This window comes from Sulfidibacter corallicola, assembly GCF_017498545.1.
GTDB classification, from domain to species: domain Bacteria; phylum Acidobacteriota; class Holophagae; order Acanthopleuribacterales; family Acanthopleuribacteraceae; genus Sulfidibacter; species Sulfidibacter corallicola.
Genome location: NZ_CP071793.1, coordinates 1,666,880 through 1,690,443 on the forward strand (window position 1 = coordinate 1,666,880; position 23,564 = coordinate 1,690,443).

Below are 23,564 nucleotides of genomic sequence, written 5' to 3' on the forward strand. Positions count from 1 at the left end.
TCGATGCTCGTCCGAACAACCCTCCTCACATTCGAGATGGTTTCATTTGCTAGAATATGGGAAAAATGCAACGGCCGGAGCGTCTTGTGTACATCAAGAAGATTCACATCGAAAACGTTCGTGGACTGCCCCCACTGGATATCGACCTGAAAAGACCTGGTGGCGGCTACGCCGGCATGACGGTTGTGGCCGGCCCGAACGGATCGGGGAAGACATCCCTGCTTCAAGCTCTCGCGCTGGCGACCTACGGTGATGATGTGAATCCCTATCCAGCCTCCTACTGGCTTCGCCAAGGTCACGGTTCAATGGTGATTCGATTGGATCTGAAGGCGGAGGCAGAGAGGATTTCCCCAAATCAACCATTGACGGCTGAATACGGCATAAACGGCAATGTGGTGGAGGAGAACCGCCCGTCGTCACTGGACGAAGAGCTCGGGAAAGAAAAGGGCTGGTTCCTCGTCGGTTACGGCCCTTTGCGGCGCCTTGGCTCGGCTGAAGAAGAGACGATGAAACCGGCCATGTTTCGTTGCCATACCCTGATGAAGGAGTCCTCGACCCTCAACGAGACCGTTCGATGGCTCAAGGATCTGAACCACCGTGCCCTGGAGGGTGACGAACCGTCCAAGCGGCTGGAAAACGGCCTCCTCCGCCTTTTGGGTGACGGGTTGCTTCCCGATGGTGTCGTGCCCTTGAGGATCAGTTCCAAAGGTCTGGTGGTGAAAGAAGGCGATCAAGAATTAATCCTTACCCAGCTCAGCGACGGCTATCGCACCGTCATTGCCGTCATCATGGATATGGTTCGCCATTTGGATGCGGCTTTTTTTGGATTCCAGTTCGAAGAAGATCGCCAAAGAGGCCATGGGATCTGTCCTCATTCGGGTGTGGTTCTCATCGACGAGATCGATACCCACCTCCATCCGAGTTGGCAACAAGCGATTGGGTTTTGGCTGAAATCGCGCTTTCCGAACATTCAATTCATCGTGACCACGCACAGTCCCTTCATTTGCCAATCCGCCGATCCAAATGGCCTCTTCCGTCTCCATCGCGAGGGAGGTCATTTCGTTTCGGACGCGGTGTATCACACGGTCGTGAACGGATCGGTGGACGAAGCCACCCTGACCGAACTTTTTGGATTGAATCACAGTCATTCCCGCGAATCGGAACACTTGAGGTCCCAGCTCGCGCGACTGGATGCCAAGTTGTTTCGGGGACGAATCAGCGACGAGGAGAAGCGGCTGCGTCAAGAAATTATGGAACAACTGCCAACGGGGGGCGGAGAAGTGCAGCGGCTTTTACGGAAGTTCACGGAGACCGGCGCATGATTCGTCTTCATCGACTCGATCTCTCCGATGAGGCGGAAAAAGATTTGCTGGATTTGAAGGCCAACATTACAGACGTCGGCTCGGCAAGGAAGCGGAGTGCACGAGCGTTGTTCAATCGCGCCAGGCAAGCGAATTTGTTCCAGAAAAAAGTAATCTCGACACTGAGCGGTATGAATGGTCGATCCCAACGGTGTTTCTACTGTCTCTCGGACCGAGGTAGCGCCGTGGATCATTATCGACCAATCGATGATGACCCGGATGCGGCATTTAACTGGGATAACTACATTTTGGCCTGTAGTGTCTGCAACAGCTCCGAGAAGAACAAAGCCTTCCCGGTAGACGAGGCCGGAAAGCCTACTCTTTTGAATCCGGTGGATGTGGATCCTCATGCCTATTTGCCCTTGAACAAGATCGGTGAATTCCTGTGGTTCGATGAAGAAACGGATGAAACACCGGAAGTCAAGCGGGTTCGAAGCGTTAACAATGCCACGCTCAAATACCTCGGCCTCAATGAATATCAAGACCTGATTCACGAACGTGGGAGCGCGTGGGTAATGATTGAAACGTTGCTTCCGATGCTCACTCGAAATACCGATCAAAGAGCCGCGGAAATCAAAAAAATGCTTACCGAATCGCCGCTCGTACTATCGGTTTTGGCGTTTATGGTTCACATCTATTCGAATCATTCGGAACCATTGGAATATCTGGGTGAGCGTCTGTACCGTGCCATTGCCGATTGCCCGGAAACTCAGAAGTGGGTCGATCCCGAGTTGCGCTCCAGACCGGAGGAACACCGAATCATGCAGGAGCTTTGCGGCAAAAGATGCGTCGATGTCCAAACAACGGGTGACGATCATTGCATCCATTTCGAAGAGGACATCAGCGTGTCTACCCGCGCGTCAAACGCACCCGAAGCCAAAGGCAAAAAATTACTACACGCCTACAACCGCAAAGGTAAAGTCGTGTTTCAATTCCACGGGCTCGAGTTGGTGGCACCGCCCAGCCATTGGACGATCGGCCCTCGGCCAGATTCGGAGATTTGATTCTGGATTGAAAAACTACCCGACTCATTGCGCGAGCGTTCGGGTTCCAAAGAATCCACGGTGTTTTGGTCGCCATCAAGCTTCGAAGTGGACTTTGCGTTCGAGGCCCAGCTTTTTCATTCGGCTCTGGAGGGTGGAGGGCTTCAGGCCCAGGATCTCGGCAGCGCCGCCCGGTCCGTAGACTTTTCCGTTCACGCGATTGAGCACCATGCGGATGTGGCGTTTCTGCGCTTCGTCTAGCGAGATCATCGGTGCTTCCGCCGACGCGTCGGCTGACGGAGTCGGGGATTCGCCCACGCCGGCCTTCACATCCGAGCTGTGGGACAAATCGAACAGGTTCGGCGTCAGGACACTGCCGCGAGCCAGGATCGCGGCTCTTTCCAGGAGGTTACCCAGCTCGCGGATGTTTCCTGGCCAGGAGTATTGGCGCAGTCGAGCCAGGGTGTTCTCCGATAGCAACAACGGTGGTTTGCCAAGCCGGCGACCCAACCGACCCAACAGGGAATCACACAAAGGACCCAAGTCTTCGAGGCGCTGCCGCAGCGGCGGCAACTGAACCGGGAACACGTTCAATCGGTAGTAGAGATCCTCGCGGAAACGCCGTTCGCCGATCGCTTCCTGCAGGTTCACGTTGGTGGCCGCCAGAATCCGAACATCGACCTTGATCGTGCGATCGCTGCCCACCGGTTCGAAGGTCCCTTCCTGGATCACGCGCAGCAGTTTGGCCTGCAGGGGCAGCGGTAATTCGCCGATTTCGTCGAGGAAGAGCGTTCCGCCGTTGGCCATGCGAAAGCGGCCGGGACGGTCCTTGACGGCGCCCGTGAACGCGCCCTTGACGACCCCGAAGAGCTCGCTCTCCAGAAGGCTCTCCGGGATGGCGGCGCAATTGAGTTTGACCATCGGCTGCCGGCGCCGCTCGCTCCATTGGTGGATGAACGCCGCGATGCCTTCCTTGCCCGTGCCCGTCTCGCCGTGAATCAGGACCGGTGTCGGCGTCGGCGCAACCTGGCGGGCGCGTTCGCCCAGCTCTCGCACGGCCGGGTTCTTCGATTGGAGCGGGCTCAGAAGATCTCCAGCCTGGTGTTCTTCGCGCAGTATGCGTTCGCGTTCGTTCGATTCGCGCATCAGTTGGTGCAATAGCTGACTCTGGGCGGCCTGGTGAATCGCCATGGCCAGGACCTGCGCATAGATTTCCACCAACTGGATCGTCTGTGAATCGTAGGTGCCGCAGCGCTCCCGATCGAAGGTGATGATGCCCTGGGCGTTGCCGCCGAAACAAAGCGGAATGACCATGCAGGCGTGGCCGTGGGGGAAATCGAGCACGCCGTCGAAGGGGTCTCCTTCGCCGTGGGCGTGGTCTTCTTCGTAGAACAGGCGCGGGCCGCAGGTCGCCAACGCTTCGCGGATCGAGGTGAAATTGTCCAGTGAAATGGCGTGACGCAGCACCCGTGCATCGGCCAGCGGGCCACGCGCGGCCTTGACCACCAGGTGATCGGACTCCAGGAGAAACACCGCCACCAGGTCGAACGGTGCCAACCGCAGCATCCAGTCCAATCCGTAGTTCAGCAACGGCCCGATATCATGGGGATCGCTCGCCGCCAACTGCATGATGCGGCTGAGGTCCTTGGTCAAATCTTCGGTGGTCGACATGAAAGCTCCTTACCCAGGGTGAGCCGCTACGGGCGAGGACTGAAAACGATCGGCGCGGCCGGTGCGTGGCGTGCGTTTGTTTCGAGGGGCTCAAACGAAAAGCATACAACAGTCTGGCGCTCGGTCTCTTTCTTCTTGTACCTGTCGTGATCCTTCAACGAAAAAGGCCCGCCAGCGAACGGGGCCGGCGGGCAGGAGGCGCGTCCGGAAGGTCCCGGACGCATTCAGGATCAAAGTTCTGATTACAGAGTAGATGAACACCGCACGAAAAGTGTTCACCTGCCACAGGAGGGGTTAGGCCAGCCGAGAACTTACGGCTGTGGCGCGAACGATCGCCGCGATGCGCACCGCCTCGTGGATGGCTTCCTCGCTCACACCGTGTTGTGTCAGCACTTCCTCGTGGCTGCGGATACACATCTCGCACCCGTTGATGGCGCTGACGGCGATGCTGAACAGCTCGAACGTCGCCTTGTCGGTGGCCGGTTTCATCAGCCGTTGCATGCGCAGCCGGGCCGGCAATTGGCTGTAGATCTCCTTGCCGATCATGTGGCGAAACCGGTAGTAGACGTTGTTCATGCTCATCAAGGCCGCGGCGGCTTTGGCGTCCTCGACCGTTTCCTCCGCCAGGGCTCCGGTGGCCGCGCCGTCCTCGTGAATCGCCGCCGCCAGCTCCCGGTCGCCTTCGTTGTAAGCACAGGCCAGAGCGGTGCCATAGGCCTGCTGCGGGCTCAAAGCACTCGGTTTGAACAGGTTTTTCAGGTTCAGCTTAATGTCTTTGGCGGCCTGGGGCAGTGTGCCGGCAAAGGCGTTGATCCGTTCGGCGACGGCCGTACTCATGCGACACCCAGGGTCGCTTCACCCTTCTGCCAGTTGCAGGGGCATAGCTCGTCGGTTTGCAGGCCGTCCAACACGCGCAAGACCTCGTCCACGTTACGACCGACGCTCAAATCGTTGACGGACACCCAGCGGATGATGCCCTCGGGGTCGACGATGAAGGTCGCGCGCAGGGCCACGCCCTCTTCCTTGTGCAAGATGCCCAGCGCTTCGGACAGCTCGCGCTTGGTGTCGGCCAGCATGGGGTAGGGGAGATCGCGCAGGTCTTCGTGGTCCTTGCGCCACGCCAAGTGGACGAAGTGAGTGTCGGTGGAAATGCCCAGGATCTGGGTGTCGCGATCGGCGAAATCCTCTTCGCGGCGGCCGAATTCGGCGATTTCCGTGGGGCAGATGAACGTGAAATCCATCGGCCAGAAAAACAAGACCTTCCATTTTCCTTCGTAGCTCTCGTGGCTGATGTCGGTAAACTCTTTGCCCGCTTCGAGGCTCACGGCCGCTTTCAATTGAAATTCGGGACATTGATCGCCAATGGTCAGCATGGGTCCTCCTGTGGATCCGAACAATGAAATTCCGCCAGAGCGGTTGTGTACGGGAGAGCCTTAGAGCACCTGGAATGCCAACTTGATAACTCGTTTAGAACAAGAGTCTTGGTGTGTGTTTGCGATGCGGGGCGCATTATTTGACGGGCGATGTACCGAAATGCCGGTATTCTTCACCGGTATTTCGGTGTTGCGCGAAATGTTGGGGATCGGCTACCGCTGCCGGTGATCCACCGTTTTTTTCAGGACCCATTGGCGTGGATCTACCGAGGCGTGTTTGCGATCGGTCAGGGACAGGCCTTCACCGCCGGGAACCACCTGCGCCCATTGGGTGCCTCGATCCGGCGTTTCCCAGGAGATCTCCACCGGCATGGGAAAGTCCGGCCGCGACCAGCGCAACTCCAGTTGGTTCCCGGTTTCCTGGATCTCCAAGCGGGGCAGTTCGCTGGTGCGCAAATAGGCGTCGAAATACCAGCCCAGGTCGCGGCCCGCGACTTCCTGCACCAGGATTTCGAAATCGCAGGTCGTGGCGCCGCTTTGGCGATCGCTTCCGTGTTCCGTGGCGAACCGGTAGAGCACGTGGTCCAGGTTCGGCTTGCCGATCAGGAAGCGCAGGCCGTGGAGCATCAGTGCGCCCTTGCCGTAGAGGTCGGACTGGTAGGCCTCGGCGGCGATGGTGGGATGGTTGGGGATCAAGGGTTTCACATTGGTGAGACGCCCACGCAGGTCGGTGAAAAAGCGCTGCGCCGCGGCCATGCCCTGGCTCTCCTCGAGAAAGACTCCCGTGGCATAGGTGCAGATTCCCTCGTGAAGCCACAACTCGTTCCAGTTCAGGGCCGTGACGTGGTTGCCCCACCATTCGTGACCCAGTTCGTGGAGCAACAGCCAATCGTAGCCTTCGACCATGTGGAAGCGATTGCCGTAGGCGTTGATGGTCTGGTGCTCCATGCCCAGGTACGGGGTGTGGGCGACACCCACTTTGGCGTGATCGAAGGGGAAAGGACCGAAGTGCTGGCTGTAGAAATCCAGGTAGCGGTGCAGTTCGCCCATGAGATCGGCGCGCTGGCGGTCGTAACTGCGGTCGTCGGCGATGCGTGCATGGTCCGGGGGATGGCGCAGGGTGTAGACCGAGACGGGAATGTCCCGTACGCCCGGGTAACTGGCGTGGTCCTGCCGGTAATCGGCCACGTTGATGGAGACGTTGTAGGCGCCGATGGGACCCTGGTGGACCCATTGAAAGGTGCGGCGCTCGGCGTCGGGCTCCGTGACTTGGCGCAGCAGGCCGTTGGCGGCGCAAAACAGCGGTTTGGGGATGGTGACGTTCAGGACCAGGTGATCGATTTTGTCGGACGGATAATCGTGGGCGGGGAACCAGATGTTTGCGCCCGCCACCTGGCAGGAAAGGGAAATCCAAGGTTGCTGCTCGCCATCGGTGGACCATACGAAGCCGTCGTCCCAGGGGGGGCGCTTGGCGACTTGGGGTTGCCCGCCGTAGCGCACCTCGAACCGTGCGGGCAGTGCGTGACCTGGAGCGGCGAGAATGCGCAGATGGCCGTTCTCGTGGTGGAAGACCAGATCACGGCCCTCGGCCCGTACCGTTTCGACGTGCATTTCCGCCGCCAGATCCAGTTCCAGAAACCTGGCCTCGGGATCCAGGGGCACCACTTCCAGCGTCGCCACCGCGGCGATGGCCTTGCGGTCGGGAAACAACTCGACGTCCAGCTCCATGCGCCGTACGTCCAGGTGACGGAAACCCGTGTCGTGCGCATGGCCCCGCTTCGGGACATCCGCGGCCCATCCCGTCGCGACCAACACGCACAGGAGGACCAACGCGAGGGTTGGCGACAGGTAGCCTCGTTTCAGGCACATGGCAGGGCAGGAATCCTTCAGTTGAAGGACGCTACGGCCAATTCCTCGTCATTGAAGTACTCGAAAATGCTGAGGATTTGGGCAATGAACAGCAAGTTCTTGATCTTCTTGCTGATGTTGAGCAGTTTGAACTGCCCCTCGTGTTCCTGAATGTGCTGGAGGCAGGCCATGAGTTCGCCGACCCCGGAACTGTCCATGTAGGTCACGCGCGCCATATTGAGCAGAATGCGTTTCTGGCCGATTTCCACGAGCTTGTGGATCGCTTCGCGCAGTTGGACATCACCTTCGCCAATGGTGATCTGGCCTTCCAGATCGAGAATGGTGATGTCGTCGACGCTGCGATGGTAGATCTTCATGCTTCTTCATCCGTTTCTTTTTGGCGCTTGACCAGGGTGACCTTGGTGCCGTTTTCGGTATTGTACTCGACGCGATCCATGAAGCTGCGCATGTAGAAAATGCCGCGGCCACTGGTTTTCAGCAGGTTTTCCTTACGGGTTGGGTCGGGGACTTCCTGGACGTTGAAGCCTTCGCCCTCATCCTGGACGACGATGCGGAACTCACCTTGATCGACCTGGAGACCGAACAAAACCTTCTTGTTTGGATCGAACTTGTTGCCGTGTTTGATGGCGTTGTTGAGCGCTTCTTGGGTAGCCAGCCAAATCCAGTATTGGCTGTCCTCGTCAAACCCCAACTGGTCACAGACCTTGTTGGTGATGGGTTGGATCATGTCGAGGATGGAAAGGCTGCTGTTGAAGCGGATTTCGACCAGCGTGATCTCACGAGGCAAATGGGGCGATGTATCGGGCATAACGGATTCACTCGACGGTGGGGTGAAATCGGAGCTAGCTTCCACGAAAATCGTGATGGATGTCCCACAGTATAACAACATCCTGAATGAGCGTGCTAGCCCGCAATTTTCAATTCTGGCGAGCTTGGCCGATCGCGAAGCTGTGCCTGCCGAGATTTCGGCCGAAGTTCGAGGATCGGAGAGCAAGGTCCGTGTTTTCAGCAGGTTTTATTTGGCCCTCGGAAAGATGCGAGGTCTGGCGTAAACCGCGCGAGACGGCGCCATAAACGCAAAAAGCCCCCGTGCGGTGACGGGGGCTCGAAGGGGGACCGATTGGTGGAACGGTTTCAGAAGGACCATTCCAGCAGCGCGCTGCCCCAGGTGTAGCCGGCACCGAAGGTGGCCAGCAGGAGCAGGTCGCCTTTTTTGAGTCGACCCTGTTCGACCGCTTCGACCATGCAGCTCGGCAGGGTGGCGGAGGTCGTGTTGGCACGACGGTCGATATTGAGCATGACGGTTTCTTCCGGCAGGTTCAGGCGGTTGGCCGCGCTCTCGATGATGCGGATATTGGCCTGGTGTGGGATGAACAGGGCCAGGTCCTCTTTCGTGTATCCGTGTTTTTCCATGAGGGAGACGCTGACCGCGGCCATTTCGCGGACGGCCGACTTGAAGACTTCGCGGCCGTTCTGGTGCACGTAGTGTTCTTTGTTGGCGACGGTCTCGGCCGTGGCGGGTTTGACGCTGCCGCCCGCCGGCATGTACAGGTTCTGGCCGCCGGCGCCGTCGATGTGAAGTTCGCAATCGATCCAGCCGCCCGAGTCCACTTCCTCGAGCAGGGCCACGCCGGCGCCGTCGCCGAAGAGCACGGCAGTGGTGCGATCTTCCATATTGATGATGCGGCTCATGACGTCGACGCCCACGACGAGGCATCGTTTGGAGCGACCGGCGGCGACCAGCGCCTGGCCGGTAGAGAGCGCGTAGAGAAAACTGCTACATGCGGCGGAAAGGTCGAAGCCCCAGGCATTGGTGGCGCCGAGTTTGTGTTGCAGTAGACAGGCGGTGGCCGGGAATAGCATGTCGGGAGTGACGGTTGCCACGATGATGCAGTCGATATCGGTAGGGGCGAGGCCGCGTTTTTCGAGAACTTCCTGGGCGGCGGGTAGCGCCAGATCCGAGGCGCCCACGCCGGGAGCCGCGTGGTGGCGTTGCGTGATGCCGGTGCGGGTCCGAATCCATTCGTCGGAGGTGTCCATAATTTTGGCCAAATCGTCGTTCGTCACGATGTTTTCGGGGAAGTAACTGGCCACGGCGGTAATGCCGACCCGTTTTGCCGTCATGATGTGCTCCTGGGTTGATACTGCATGTGCAAGCGCTGGGGAGAACCCCGGTTTTCAGATGGGGTTGGCGGTGCCATTCGGGTGTTCGAGCCCTTGCCGATTAGTGGCCCATCTTACATGAGCGTGGCTGAAGGGTCGAGTTTTTCTTTGGTGGCCGGGAACGCCGCCCCGTTGGGCCTTCTGGGCCGCCAGGACCCTGGATCACGCCCTCGCAACGAGTCGGAACTCTTTGAGGTAGACCGGTACCTGAGAGGGACGTGTCTCGTGGCGCATGTTCCCGTAAAATCATGTTTTCCCCCTTCTTTCATGGCAGCTTTTTCAATCCCCGTCCGGGCTTTTTGATGCTTTCTGCAAGACTTCCCTTCGCGCAGCTCTATTTCGTTCCGATAAGATGCTTCTGTGAGGTCTGCTCCATGTTTGCCAAGCGATTGATTCCGGGTCTCCTGCTGCTCCTCGGCCCCGCCTGGGCCGCCTTCGCGCAGGAAACCATCACCATCGCGCTCGACGACACTCCCCGCTTCCGCGCCGCGGCCACCGCCACCCTTTCCGGCACTGTCACCCCCGTCGAGGCCAGCCTTTCGCTCGACGGTGCCGTCCTCGCCCTCGACGGCAATGGCCGCTTCAGCTACGACGTCACCCTCACCGAAGGCCTCAACACCTTTTTCCTCATCGCCGCCGTGGACGGTCTGCCCGAAGCCCGCCTCAAACGCGACCTTTTCCGCGACACCGTCGCACCGGTTCTCGCCATCTCCGACCCGCTGCCCGACCTGCCTACCAACCGGACCAGCCTCCACATCATCGGCGAGGCCGACGACGCCCTGTCGAAACCGGTCAGCCTCACCCGCGACGGCCAGCCCGTCACCGTTCTCGGCGGCCGTTTCTACGACCGCGACGTCCCCCTCCAGCCCGGCGCCAACACCTTCCACTACACCCTCACCGACGCCGCCGGCAACACCGCCAAGCAGTCGCTGACCGTGCACCACAAGACCGAGCCGCCCACGATCGACCTCACCGCGCCCGGTTCCGTCGATGCCCGCGGCAGTTTCGACATCGCCGTGTCCTTCGAGCCCGCTAGCGAGATCGTCTCGGTTCGGGTCTACCTGAACGCCGACCTGGTTCGCGAAGCCAGCGACGGTAGCACCCTGCAGCAAACCTTTCAGGACGACGGCAGCCGCGCCGGCCACCAGCTCCGCATCGAGGTCCGCGACGCCTACGGCAACCAGGCCCAGCTCGAGCGCGACCTGCCCGTGGCCCACCCCAACTTCGTGCACGGCCTGGTCCTCGACAGCGAGACCAGCCGCCCGCTGGCCGGCGTCACCGTCCAGCTCGCCAGCCCCGCGGCCGCAACCACCGCCGTCACCGACCCCGCCGGCCACTACGTCGCCTACCTGGCCGGTTCGCCCATCACCGCCCGCGTCATCGACCCCACCTACGTCCCCATCACCCGGACCCTGGACGTCCCGCCCGCCGGCGGCGCCCGGCTCTTCGACCTGCGCCTCACCCGCCGCGGCCCGCCCCACTCCACTGCCCAGGTCTTCGACGATCCCTTCCTGCGGCTCCAGTTCGTCTCCGGCTTCAGCGGCACCGCCCGCGTCACCCCGCTCCGCACCCAGGCCCTGCCCGCCCTGCTCCCGCTTGGCTACGCTCCGTTGCGCGCCTTCGAACTGGCCGACGCCACCGGGAGCGGCCCGCTCCAGGCCCAGCTCCGCCGGCCGCCGCGCGAGCTTCCGCCGGCTACCGAAGTCCTGCTCCTGCGCCAGGACGGCGACGGCTGGCGCGTCTCCGAGCGGCTGACCGCCGGCGGGACCCGCATCGACGCCACCTGGCCCACCGCCGGGAACGGGGTCTACGCCGCCGTACTTCGTGATACTCGCTTCGTTACCGAAACCCCTGCCGTCGGCAGTTTCCTGATCCGCCAAAACCACGCGTGGATTGCGCGCGCAGATACCGCTGACGCGGTCGCGTTTCCTCGAATGGTTTCACTCCTGGACACGCCACGCACTCTACTCCGTTTCCTCGCCCACGGTCATCATCCTTCTGGCGCCTTCGCCCGCCTCCGCGCCCGCGAGCACCACACCTATTTTGACGGCCAGCACCTGTTCCCCGACTACCTGCTCGACGTGACCTGCTACTACTACGGCGAAAACCTCGACGGCCGCGCCAAGCTGGTGGGCCGCCTGCCCATCGAGGCCCGCGGTGAGATCACCCGCGGGCACACCCGCGCCGCCTCGATTAAGTTCTACCTGGAAGGTGGGTCACCGCCACTCGGTGGCTTTCGTTACGACGCGGTGCACGACCTCGGTCCACTCCAGCTCGATTTCGGACCTCAGCCCGTCTATCCCCGCGCCGTCCGCACCCGGCTCGCCGATATCTCTGACGTCCCAACACCCGCCGGGGCCGAGCGTCTCACCTCGTTCACGCTCACCGTCGGCCGCGAGCTGGACGCCTCGCCGAGCATTCGCTTCCAGCACGGCGCCCGTGAAGCGCTGGTTCTGCTGCGCCGCCAGGACGCGGCGACCTGGGTCTACGCCGGCCGGCTGCGCTTCGTCGATGGTGCTTGGCAGGCCGCGCCTGAAGACGTCGACGTCACCACTACCGGCGCCTATGCTTTGGTTGCCCTGCCGTTTTCGATCACGGAACTGCGCGGTCAGGTCACCTTTGCCGCGAGCCCTGTTGCCGAGGTCACCCTCCAGACCGAAGTCCACCCCTGGCGGGCGACCAGCGTCGCCGACGGTGGGTTCCGCTTCGCCGTCGTCCGCTGGAACCATCCCCAGAATGTGGACGCCTACGACCCCGCCACCACCCGCAGCGCCCAGCTCCACCTGGCCGACACCTCGGCCGACGACCTGCGCGACGGCCTCGACCTCGCGCTCCAGGCGCCCGACTTCCGCCTTGTCGAGCACCAGCCCGCCGCCAATCAAGTCCACGTCAGCCGCCACGAGATCCCCAGCCTGACTTTCTCCCACGCCCTCGGCGGCAGCGTCGACGACTGGACCCAGGCGATCACGCTCCAGAGCGGCGGCACCACCGTCCCGCTCCGCATCCAGCGCGAGGCCGACTACCGCACCCTGACCCTCAACCCCCAGGCCCCGCTCTCCGACGACACCGAATACACCGTCACGGTTGGCACCGGTCTGCTCAGCCAACACGGCCACCCGCTGGTTTCGGCTGCGTCGTTCAGCTACCGGACCGCCGACCGCAGTGCCGTCGGCACCCTCGACCTCAAGAAGTTCTACCTCACCGCCAGCGGGGACGACCTCGTCGTCCACGCGCCGGCCGACGCCTACCCGGCTCGCAGCCAGATCCGCCTGATCAACCGCCACACCGCCGCCACGGTGACCGACACCATGCTGGGCGGCGACTACCAGCGGGGCATCGCGGGCGACATCGGCGACCGGATCCAGGTGGCCGTCACCCGGCCCGACGGCCAAACCGCCTCGATCGAGCTGGACAGCATCCGCACGGGTCCCGGTCAGGTCATCCTGGGCGGCCAACCCTTCGTGCTCGACCTCGGCGACGGCACCACCCTCCACGTCGAGCGGGTGCTGGACGGCGTCGGCCGCGAGGTCCGCTTCGCCCTGGCGGACGAGGCCGAGGTCCGCGCCGAACTGGCCAAGGTCCCGCGTCACGGCGACGACCCCTTCGGCACCTTCTACGGCGGGCTGCGCATCACGCCGCTCGACGGCGGCCCCGTGCCTCGCCTTGCCGGCCGATTCCAGCTCGACCTCGACCCCGCCACCATCGGGACCACCATGCTCGCGTTCGTGGCGCTGCAGCCCGAAGTCCCGTTCCCGGCCAACCCGCTCGAGCCGGAGACCCTGACGCCCCACACCTTCGCCACGCTGGCCGATGCCGTCGCCGTCCGCGACGGCCAGCTCGGCAGCGCCACCAAGCGGACCCGCACCAAGCGGTTCGGCGGCCGCATCGCCGCCTCGCTGGGCCAGGCCTATGCCCGCCTCTACGGCCTGTTCCACACCGACAGCACCAGCTTCATCTTCGGCCAGAGCCTGCGCCAGGATGTCCGCGACATCGTGGCGGACGACTACGGCAACCTGATGTGGGTCGAGCCGCCGCCGTCCTGGTTCAACCCGGACCGCTACACCCGCGCGGGAACCCCCTACTACCCGTGCCAAAACATCTACTTCTACCAACGCTTCGGCGACGGCGAGAACGCCTTCTTCAAGCCGCTCGGCCTCACCGGCCCGCTGGCCGACGGCGACTTCCTCGCCGAGCCCGACCCCGGCCAGCCCACCATCCTGGCCATGGACCCGGTCACCCACCGGCTCACCTTGCTCGAACTGCGCCCTTCCAGTGCCTCATACTTGCTGGCCGGTTCCCGCGCCTACCGAGCCACGGCCTGGCTGCGCTGGCCCAAGCAAGGCGGCGCCGGCAGCGACGCCGAGCTGGAACTCGATTGGCGGGTCGTGACCCTGGACGGCGACGAGCCCGTGGTCCACGCCGGCCTGACCGAGACCTTTCGGCAGACCGGCAAGCTGCTGCTCGATCCCGGCCAAACCGAAGGCAAAACCCCCCAGATCCAGGTGACCATCAAGGCCGATCAGCCCCTGAAACACGCCGTGGCCAAGATCCCCGAGGTCGACTGGAACGAGACGGTCACCCGCGACACCCGCCACGACGCGATCACCGTCCTGCTGCCCGCCACCGCCTACGGCACCGAGCGCAAGCTCGACGTCGCCCTGACCGTGGTGGACGGTTTCGACCAGAGCCAGGACGTCTACAAACGGGTCTGGCTGGTTCGACCCGACCAGGCGGCGGGCATCCCCAACGTCGCGCCGGCGGTGCTCGCCAGCACGCCCCAGGACAAGGGCACCGACGTCCTGATCGCCGACCCGCTCTACCTCGAATTCAGCGAGCCGGTCCGCAACGTGGGCCCGGCCACCGTGACCCTGACCCCCGACGGCGGCGACCCGGTCACGCTGGCCTTCTCCGACGCCAACGGCCTGCCGGTCGAAGCCGCGACCGAGGTCCGCCTGCTCACCGTCCAGCCGACCGAAGCGCTCAAGCTCGACACGCGCTACACGTTCGACGTGCGCGGCGTCCGCGACCAGGAGAACCGGACCCTGCTGCAGCCGGCGGACACCACGGCCTCGGGCACCGAGCCAGCCAAGGATCACTACCGCATCCAGTTCCGGATCCAGACCAGCAGGCCCCAGACGGTGGTGCCGGAGGCGGGCGACCTGCGCGCCTATGCCGGGCTACGCAACCTGCTGGTAGGCCTGGACGGGATCACGAACCCGGACGGCATCGCCTCCGGCTTCAAGTTGCGCGTCTACGACACCGACACCCGCCACGCCGAGCCGCGCCTGCTCACCGAGTACCGCGAGGCGATTCGGGCCCCGGGCATGCTGGCCCCCAACCTGGTCCTGATCACCAAGGAAGCGCTGGCCGCGGCGCCCGGCGCCGAGGTCTTCGCCATCGAGCGCGACAACCGCGAGCGGCTGCGGGCCCTGCCCGCCGGAACCCTACTGGTCGTGCAGTACTACTCGTTCGCCCAGCACAGTTACGTCCTGATGTTCCTGCACTACGACGGGGCCACCTTCGAGGAAAAGGGCCACTTCCGCGTGCCGACCACGGGGACCCAGGGCGGGTTCGCCGCGATCGGGCCCTACCTGATCCTTGGTGACTTCGACCTGACCGAGGCCGGCCCGGTCGGTACGGCCACGGTCCACGACGTGCGCCAGTACCTGGAACGGCTCGCCAACGTCGACCCCGCCACGCTTCAGGACAGCCTGGGCGGCGGCCGCCACTTCCATGCCTGGCAGCAAACCAAGCCGGTGGGCCACTACGCCAACCCGCGCGGGGTGGTCCGCCTCGCGCCTTTCCTCCACCAGACCGAGGACGGGCTGGTCCCGGCCTTCGCCGCGGCCGCCTTCGGCTACCCGGGCCTGAACGCGATCGTGCCCCAGGCATCCGACCTGCTGCCACCCGACCATCCGCCCTACGACCGCCGCGCCCTGGCCAAAACCGTCTGGCCCCACCGCGCCGGCACCCAGATCGGGCCAGGCGAGCCGGGCCGCTTCGGCGTCTCCCGCCTGCGCTGCGCCGTGGTCGAGGCCTTCCCGACCCAATCCGCCCTGGGCGAGACGCTGACCCGCGACATCGCGATCTTCGGCGAGCGCGGCCTCGACCAGGACGGTTCCCTCTATATATATGAAGTCCCCGAGAAGACCGACCTCGAGCAGGCAACTCCGCCGCGCTTCACCCTGCACCTGCCTGGCGGGTTCCTGGGCCTGGCCGCCGACCGCGCCCACGGCCTGGTGGCGGTGCGGACCCGAATCGGCAACGAAGAGGTGGGCGTCGGCGTGCTGGACCTGCGCGCGCTCTACGCCCGCGGTTGGGCGCAAGGTGTCAGCCAATGGACCCTCGACCAGGCGTTCGCGGAGGAGATGTTCCTGACCTGGATCGACGGTGACGCGGACCAAGCCCCGGTGGGGCGCCAGTTGTTCATGCACGACGGCGCGCTCTACTGGAGCCTGTCGGACGAGCGCCTGCGCCGCCTGCCGCTGGCGAACAACCCCTACCGGACCTTCGGCTGGCTGACCTACGACCTGGCCCGCTGGCAGGCCGGCACGGCGCGGCACGACACGAGCGGCCGGATCCGCGACCCGCAGGGCATGCTGACCCACCAGCCCTACGGTGTGCTCTACGCCACCGACCTGGACGTCGAGGGCGAAGTGCCGGCTGGCGGAACGGGCGAGGCCCAGACCGAGTTGGCCTTCACGGTAGAGATGGGGACCTTCGAGGTCGAGGTCTTCGCCCAGGAGAGCCTGAAGCTGGTCTACCGCCTCGAAGGCGAGTCCGGCGCGGCCGAGGTGGTCCACGAGGTCAAGGACGCGAAGGCCCGCACGCTGGTGGGCTTCGACACCCGGAAGCTGAACGTCGAAATCCAGAACCAGGCCAAGGCCCTGCGCGAGCACGGGTTCCTGAAGGGCGAGGTGGCCTTGACCCTCACCCGCCAGGGCACCACCGTGATGCAGCGGACCCTGCCGTTTCTGGTGGCCTGGCACAGCGTGCCGACCCGCTACGTGGACGACCTCCGCTTCCACGGCGGCCTCGACCTGCTGACCGGCTCGCCCGAACTGCACCAGACCGACCTCGCCGTGAGCACCCGCGATGCCCGGCTCGACCTGAGCTGGCGCCGCAGTTTCCACCGCGACTACGCCTTCGGCAGCGGGCCGTACGGGGTCGGCATGCTGGACGGCGCGCGGCTCTACCAGGCCATGCCGGTCTGGTGGCGGCCGCAGGACGTGGCCGCGGTCGACGGCGCCGCCCCGGAGCCGGGTGAAGGCGGTACGGCCACCAAATCCGAAGGCTCCATCGCCCGCGACTTCACGGGGGCAAAGGTCCACCAGCGGCTGATCTTCGAGCAACCGGGCCAGTTCCAGATCCAGGCCGGCCTCGCCGAGGACGGGGACCAGGTCGGCGTGCGCAACGACGCCCTCAGCCAGGTGCGTCGTTTCCCGGACCGCGGCCCTTGGCACCTGATCCACCGCGGCAACGTCGTCTACAAGCTCCGCAGCAAACTGCGTTGGCCCGAGTACCGCGACCTGCTGGGCCAAATCAACGAGAAGACCCGCGCGAGCGACGAAACCGACCGCCTGCGGTTCCCGCTGATGCGTTTCCCGGGCTCGATGCAGGCACCGGGCGCGCTCTACGGCGAGGTCCGGTTGACCGAACGGGTCGACTACCCCTGGAAGAACCGGATGGCGGCGGAGGACGCGGCCCGCTTCCCCACCGAGCTGTGGGACGCACCCAACGACCGCGGCGGCCGGCGCACCGTCGACCGGACCTGGAAGAGGAACCCGGTCGGGACCGTGATCGAGACCCAGACGATGCAGACCCGCAGCATCCGGGGCACCTACGCCTACACGGACGACGGCTACCTGGCCCGGGTGGAACTGAACCAAACCAGCGGTGGGGGGACACCGCGCGGCTACACTTTGACCTGGAGCGAGCCGGTGGCCGAAGTGGGCCAGCTCAAACTGCGGCGGTTGGTCAAGGTCGAGGCGCTGCACGCAGGCGACGACGACGTGGTCTTCGAATCCCGGTACCCGGAGAACAGCCTGGCCGCATCGCACCTGGGCGACGGCTACTGCCTCCAGAGCCTCGACGTCACCCGCGACGGGACGAGCGGCCGCGTCGTGTCGGTGGCCCTGCCCGGCTGCGGTGAGGTGCCGGAGCTGAGGCGGACCTTCGCCACGGTGGGCGGGACGCGGCTGTCCTCGGGTTACACCTTCGCAGGGGTCGACGCGACCCACACCTTCTCGCGAACCTGGGAACGGCGCAAGCTGGACGGGTTCCGCTTCGATCCCGATCAGGGCGGCACGGCCGTGGCGATGGGTGGCTCGATCCTGCCCATCCACCAGTGGCTGCTGACGGGCGACGGCTTCGGCGACCAGACCTTCGACTACGACGGCTTGGGCCGCCTGACCGCCCACCTGATCCACGGCGCCAGCCAGCGCTGGACCTACCAGGCCGCGCCCTGGTGGATCGAGACGCCCGCCACCACGACCGACCCCGTGGGCGGCACCCTGCGCTACGACGTGACGCAGGCGTTCCTGCGGGTCTCCGACGCCAACGCCTCGGGCGAGGGCGGCACCAGCGCGACCCACACCACCTTCTTCAGCACCAGCGGCGTGCCCATCCTCACCGAGGACCTCGTGGGCCGAATCCAGGGCGGGACCGCTTCGGTCCACTACCGCCCCAGCGACAAGGACCTGGACGCGGACGCCTTCAGCGTGCGGACCCTGAACCTGCCCGGCACCGGCAAGGCCATGACCGAGCGCCGGCTCAACCCGTTCGGCGACGTGACCGAGGAAACCCACCTCGACGTCACGAACCGGTTCACCTACGACGGCTTGGGCCGGCTCGACACCGCGACCGACGTCACACTGGGCCGCACGCTGAATCTCGACTACGAGGTCGTTGCGGGGCAGGGGCCGCGGGTGGCGGTCGTCGACCAAAGCACCGAGGTCACCACCGAGACCGACTACGACATCTGGGGCCGGGTCACGGCCCAGCGGCGAACCGCGCCGGACCCCCGCAACCAGGCCTATACCTATGACGCGTTGGGCCGGTTGGCGCGCACTACCGACACCCAAACCGACCAGACCGAGACCTACACCTACTTCGGGACCACGTCGCTGCCGACGCGGATCGTCACCGGCCAGGGGGGCACCAGCCTCACGACCGCCTACAACGTCGTGCAGGGCGGGGAAGGTCCGGTCGTCCAGGGGATGACGGTCCAAGCCGAGGGGGAATCCTACGCGGAGCACCTGGTGACCGATGCGCTCGGCCGCGTCGTGGAAACCCAGATGGCCGATGTCGGCAGGGTGCGCACCGCCTACGACGTCTTCGGGCGGGCCACCCGCGTCGAGAAACTCCCCGAGGACCCGGCCAAGGCCGACGAGGGCGAAGACGGCGCCGAGCCCGCCCTCGTGATCACCTACGAAAAGGGCAAGATCACCGTGGCGGACGGGTTCAAGGACGTCACGACCGTGACGCGCTGGTCCGACCCGGCGGGGCAGACGGTAACCACCACGGTGTCCGGCAGCGGCGTCGACAAGGCGCGCGAAACCGAGACTGCCACCACGGTTGCCGGCAGCCCGCGACGGCTGCGCGTGGTGACCGAGGAGAAGAGCGAGGGCCACACGGTGACCACCACGGCCGAGGTCAACGGACGCGGCGCCGTGGTCAAGGCCGGCTCGGGCCCGATCGAGGTGACCGCCGACGCGTTCAACAGCGCGGGCATGCCGACCCAGATGACGGTCGCCTCGACGCTGGGCGGCGGCCAGGCGAAACGGGCCCAGGCGGCCACCTCCGTGGCCTTTACATACGACCGCTACAACCGCGTCACGGGCGGGACCAACGCCCACGGGCTGGACTGGTCGGTCGACGGCTACGACGGGCGCTGGCGGCCCACGGGCACGACCGACACCCGCGGCCTCGGCACCCAGCGCAGCTACGACGACTGGCAGGACACCCTGCGCGCGGTGACCACCACCGAGCCCAACCGTTCCGGCAACGAGACCCTGACCCTGTTCAGCCGCGAACGGGAGGGCCAGGCGGGCATGTCGCTGCTGACCGAACGCGCCACCTCCTGGCTGGGCGCGACCACCGAGGTCACGCGGCACATCGCCAACGCGTCGGCCGGGGTCGACGTCACCCGCAACGGCAAGACCATGCGGGTCCGGCGCGACGCCGAGACCGGCGAGGTCCGAACGGTCGACGACTTCGAGAGCAACCGCACCCAAGTCGATCCCGAGCGTTTCGGCCGCCGGGTCCGGGCGACGCTACCCGACGGCGCCGAGCGTGAGCTAGAGCTGAATGGCTTCGGCCAGCCGCGGGCGTTTCGCGACAACGGCGTGACTACGCGCGAGTGGGTGCGCGACGCGCTGGGCCGGGTCGACGAGGTCCGCACGCCCGACCGGGTCTACGACTTCGCCTACAGCGCGGAGAGCCAGGGGCTGGCGTCGATCACGGGCGGCCGCCACGACCTGAACTTCAGCAACTGGAGCCCGTTGGGTCAGGCGCAGACCATCGAGATCGGCGACGTGGCGCGGATCGAGGTCCAATACCATCCGGGCGGCCGGCCGAGCTGCGCGACCCTGACCCGCAAGGGCGGACTGCCGACCCAGATGAACTACAACGCCCACGGCGACCTGGTGGGGCTCAAGCGGGGCAACCAGCCGCTGACCGAGTACAGCTACAACCGCTGGGGCGCGGTGGCGAGCATGACGGTGGGCAACGGCCAACCGCTGCAGGTCTTTGGCAGCGGCGACAGCGCGACCGTCAACCTGCCGGGCGGGGTCACGGCCGACATCGACCCCGAGGGCCGGCTGTCACAGGTGACCTACCCGGGCCTGGCCACCAAGGAATACGGCTACGACGGCCTGGGCCGAACGACTCGGGTAACGATCGGCGGGGTCCTGCTGCGGCGTTACCAATACGGCCAGGGTCGGTTGGAACAGATCACAGCGGGCGAGCCGGGCAGCGAGGAAGTCTACGTCTATGGGTACGACGCCGACGGCCGCCTGACGAGCCTGACGCGCGATGGCGTCGCCTGGGGAAGCTGGACCTACCCCGACCTGGCGGACCTGCGCCAACAGGAGGGACTGGCCGATCCCAACCGGATGCAGCGCTACACCGACCCCAATGGCGTGACCCAGTCGTACGGCTACGAGGACGGCCAGGTCACCCTGATCGACATCGCCCAAGGGCCGAGCTTCCAGATGGTCTACGACGCGGGCGGCAACCAGACCCAGATCCGCGCGATGGGCATGGAGGCGACCTTCACCGAGTGGGTCAACGGCATGCCGACCCGGATCGCCTGGGGCGACGGCACCACCTTCGATTTGAGCCAGGACGAAAAGGGCCAGCTCGACACGATCACGGGTGATGGCGGAGTCTTCCTACTCGACCTCAACTGGGAGGATGTCCCCCGCGAGGGCCTGTGCAGTGAAGCGGGCGAGGCGGGCCCACCGGACAAGAAGATCAGCAAGGTGACGCGCAAGGCGCCGGGCCTCGAAGAGACCTGGGAGCCCGCGTACACCGAGGCGCAGCAGCTCCAGTCGATCCAGATCACGCACACGGGCGGCCAGGGAACGGCCACCGTGACCGAGAGCTACGGCGAGGTGCGGAACCAGCTTCTGGGCGGCCTGACCCGGGTGTTGAACGGCACGGTGGTGCGCGACGATGTCTTCACCCACGACGCCACGGCCGACCACCGCCGGGTGGGCAGCGTGGCGGGCATGGGCGGGGTCGATGTCTATGCCTACGATCCGGTCCTGGGCAACCTGATGCGGATCGACACCCGCGACGGCCGTGTGCGGGAGTTCGCGTGGGACGGCTTTCGGCGCCTGACCGAGATCCGCGAGGACGGCCAAGTTTTGGGTGCGTACGCCTACGACCACCAGAACCGCCGGATCCGGGCGGCGACGCCGGCGAGCGACGTGCCGTTGGTGTTCGCATGGCACGGCTCGCGGGTGATCGCGATCGGCCAGCAGCGTGGCACGGCGGAGACGCCGCGCATCGCGTGGACGCACGCCATCGGCCAGGGCCCGCTGGGCCCGGCCTTCCTGAAAGATCTCACGGGTGGTGGCCACGACTACTACATCGCGACCGACCACCTGGGCACGCCCTACGCGTACAAGCACGTGGCCAGCGGGACGGTGTACCTCGGCCCGTTGACGCCTTGGGGCGAGCGGGTCCAAAGCCCATCGCTGGGAGCACAGGCGGGTGTGGTACCGGACAGCGTCTTCGCCAGCGCCCCACTGGGCCTGGGCGGCCACCTGGTCGACTGGGAAACCGGCCTGACGCAGATGCACCACCGCTACTACGACGCAAAGCTGGGCCATTTCCTCAACCCCGACTTTCGCGAGCCGAACCTCTACGACCCCACCACGGTCAAGGAGCCCTACGCCTACGCCGCTGGAAATCCGATCCTGTTCTGGGACCCGGATGGTCGACGCGTCGTATTCCTAGGTCAAGACTCCAATGGATTCGGTTGGATGGGAATCTTGTACACCCTGAACGGTTCGCCCCAAATCGCCTTGATCTCTAGATTGGAATGGGAAATGGCCATGAAAGGACAGGGTCAACCCATCGGCAATATGAAATTTGTCGGTACTGACACCGATGCGTTTTGGGTGCGAACCGAGTTCCTGCAATACCAAATCCTTGAGCAAATGCATGGGTACGGGGGAGGCGTCGAGATCTTACCCGATCCGATGAAACATTTTAAGCGCGATGCTATGCTATTTACCGGTGCTGCAGCCGTGGCTCCGTTTGCAATCGGTGCAATGATTGTTGGGTTGCCCGCTGAAGCAACTATTGGGATTGCCGCCGCTCACCTAGGTTCCTTTTCCATGGCTGCCGGTACAACACTACCTGTTGCCTTTTTTACCGATCTAGGAAAAGGCACAAGCTACACCCCAGACGTGATCGATGCCTTGAAGATGACTGCGGGGGTTCAAACTGGCCATACACTTGGTCATTCGATGGGCGCTGGATTCGCTGGGGAAGGTTCCGCAGCATGGCGAGGATTTCGGCTTGGCTCGAATCGTAACTTGAAAATTACTAACCTAACGGACGAATCGATCATGATCGACAACAATATCGTTTCAGCCTTACAAAAATACGAGGCGACAGGACAAACACTTCAAACTGGCGAGCAGGCTGCTTTAAGGCATCTTGATGATATGGCCCTGAGTGGAAGGTGGGATCTTCGCGTTTCAGAAACCGCATTCAGAGAAGGTGGGTATATAAATCAAGGATTCCCGATTTCAGTCTCTAGGAACTCTAGAGAGTACCAGGATTTATTAAAGGTCTTAGAGAATGTGAACTTAGGTCAGAAGAAAGGCTTTAATGACCGTCTGATCGTTGCCGATGCATTTTTTGCTAAAGGCACCTCGAAGGTCTTTATGTCTGCTGATAAAAAAATCATAAACAAACTCTACTTGCTTACTGGAAACAATCCCGCCAAACTTGGTCGTTCAATCACTTCTGCCTTCCCTAAGGGATTCAATGTCACCATAAACAATCGCACAATTACCGTGATTCCGTCGGTTTTTTAATGAGGTACGAAAATGGGGATGTTCGATTATTTTGCCGGCCCACTTAGGTGTTCTAGCTGTGGAGTAGTAACAAGAGATGAAACTACCAACATGCAAATAAAAATTCGAAAATCACCCAATCTCCAAATATTTCGGATCAGAGATCAATTAGAACACCTGAACCCATTTGAGGATAGTGGATACTACAAAATACAAAATCCAAGCGGATCAACAATTAATCTCCTAGAGACTTGGGACTGCCCTCATTGTCATACTTCTTTTCAGTGGGCTAAAATCACTATCGTTAATTGGGTAGTTCATGAAATATGCGAATCTAATCTCACTCCGGAAACGTTGAGAGGCATCCACTACATTAGTGATGAGGTCGATTATCTTCTTGAAGAAATGCCATTTTTGAAAGCGATGATACAATCATAAGAATGAGCATGAGTTTTTTTGAAATCTCCTGCAGGCGTGCTCATTGACAACTATAGATCGGAAAATTGTCAGAATCAGCTTGGTAAATGGGTGGCTCCAGCGAAGTGAAGTCTGCTCGTTGGGAAGACCGAGTAGCCGGAGTTCTCAGCACCATCAACCACCAAGATCCTT

10 protein-coding genes are annotated in these 23,564 nt (G+C 63.5%); 3 read left to right on the forward strand and 7 right to left on the reverse strand.

The features are described 5' to 3' along the window. The first annotated feature begins 86 nt into the window (after positions 1–86). Positions 87–1,322, forward strand: a complete 1,236-nt coding sequence (locus J3U87_RS04830; RefSeq protein WP_237381900.1) for an AAA family ATPase — start codon at positions 87–89, stop codon at positions 1,320–1,322. Beyond that, a complete protein-coding gene (locus J3U87_RS04835) occupies positions 1,319–2,365 on the forward strand; it encodes an HNH endonuclease (protein ID WP_237381901.1) in 1,047 nt (348 codons plus the stop codon). Before J3U87_RS04830 ends, J3U87_RS04835 begins: the two co-directional genes overlap by 4 nt. Positions 2,366–2,440: 75 nt before the next feature. Here the strand turns inward: J3U87_RS04835 and J3U87_RS04840 are convergent, their stop codons facing one another. The 7 genes from J3U87_RS04840 to J3U87_RS04870 form a co-directional block, all read right to left on the reverse strand. Further along, positions 2,441–4,015 (reverse strand): sigma-54-dependent Fis family transcriptional regulator, encoded by a 1,575-nt coding sequence (locus J3U87_RS04840; RefSeq protein ID WP_237381902.1) that lies wholly within the window; start codon positions 4,013–4,015, stop codon positions 2,441–2,443. A 294-nt stretch (positions 4,016–4,309) separates the two neighbouring features. Further along, positions 4,310–4,852, reverse strand: a complete 543-nt coding sequence (locus J3U87_RS04845) for a carboxymuconolactone decarboxylase family protein (protein ID WP_237381903.1) — start codon at positions 4,850–4,852, stop codon at positions 4,310–4,312. Then, on the reverse strand, positions 4,849–5,388 hold the full coding sequence (locus tag J3U87_RS04850; protein WP_237381904.1) for a peroxiredoxin: 540 nt from the start codon (positions 5,386–5,388) through the stop codon (positions 4,849–4,851). Before J3U87_RS04850 ends, J3U87_RS04845 begins: the two co-directional genes overlap by 4 nt. A gap of 213 nt (positions 5,389–5,601) precedes the next feature. Further along, positions 5,602–7,257, reverse strand: a complete 1,656-nt coding sequence (locus tag J3U87_RS04855) for a M1 family metallopeptidase (protein WP_237381905.1) — start codon at positions 7,255–7,257, stop codon at positions 5,602–5,604. Positions 7,258–7,274: 17 nt separating this feature from the next. Continuing rightward, positions 7,275–7,613, reverse strand: coding sequence for an STAS domain-containing protein (locus tag J3U87_RS04860; RefSeq protein WP_237381906.1), 339 nt, complete (start codon positions 7,611–7,613; stop codon positions 7,275–7,277). After that, entirely contained in the window at positions 7,610–8,065 is a 456-nt protein-coding gene (locus J3U87_RS04865; RefSeq protein ID WP_237381907.1) for an ATP-binding protein, read from the reverse strand. Before J3U87_RS04865 ends, J3U87_RS04860 begins: the two co-directional genes overlap by 4 nt. Positions 8,066–8,391: 326 nt before the next feature. Further along, positions 8,392–9,381, reverse strand: a complete 990-nt coding sequence (locus J3U87_RS04870; protein WP_237381908.1) for a beta-ketoacyl-ACP synthase III — start codon at positions 9,379–9,381, stop codon at positions 8,392–8,394. A gap of 413 nt (positions 9,382–9,794) precedes the next feature. Here J3U87_RS04870 and J3U87_RS04875 point away from each other — a divergent pair, with 413 nt between their 5' ends. Continuing rightward, on the forward strand, positions 9,795–22,976 hold the full coding sequence (locus J3U87_RS04875; protein WP_237381909.1) for an Ig-like domain-containing protein: 13,182 nt from the start codon (positions 9,795–9,797) through the stop codon (positions 22,974–22,976). Positions 22,977–23,564 lie beyond the last annotated feature (588 nt).

Bases quoted from the DNA above. Each gene is read 5' to 3' on its own strand.
- J3U87_RS04835 (WP_237381901.1), top strand. From the start codon at position 1,319: ATGATTCGTCTTCATCGACTCGATCTCTCCGATGAGGCGGAAAAAGAT.
- J3U87_RS04840 (WP_237381902.1), bottom strand. From the start codon at position 4,015: ATGTCGACCACCGAAGATTTGACCAAGGACCTCAGCCGCATCATGCAG.
- J3U87_RS04845 (WP_237381903.1), bottom strand. From the start codon at position 4,852: ATGAGTACGGCCGTCGCCGAACGGATCAACGCCTTTGCCGGCACACTG.
- J3U87_RS04850 (WP_237381904.1), bottom strand. From the start codon at position 5,388: ATGCTGACCATTGGCGATCAATGTCCCGAATTTCAATTGAAAGCGGCC.
- J3U87_RS04855 (WP_237381905.1), bottom strand. From the start codon at position 7,257: ATGTGCCTGAAACGAGGCTACCTGTCGCCAACCCTCGCGTTGGTCCTC.
- J3U87_RS04860 (WP_237381906.1), bottom strand. From the start codon at position 7,613: ATGAAGATCTACCATCGCAGCGTCGACGACATCACCATTCTCGATCTG.
- J3U87_RS04865 (WP_237381907.1), bottom strand. From the start codon at position 8,065: ATGCCCGATACATCGCCCCATTTGCCTCGTGAGATCACGCTGGTCGAA.
- J3U87_RS04870 (WP_237381908.1), bottom strand. From the start codon at position 9,381: ATGACGGCAAAACGGGTCGGCATTACCGCCGTGGCCAGTTACTTCCCC.
- J3U87_RS04875 (WP_237381909.1), top strand. From the start codon at position 9,795: ATGTTTGCCAAGCGATTGATTCCGGGTCTCCTGCTGCTCCTCGGCCCC.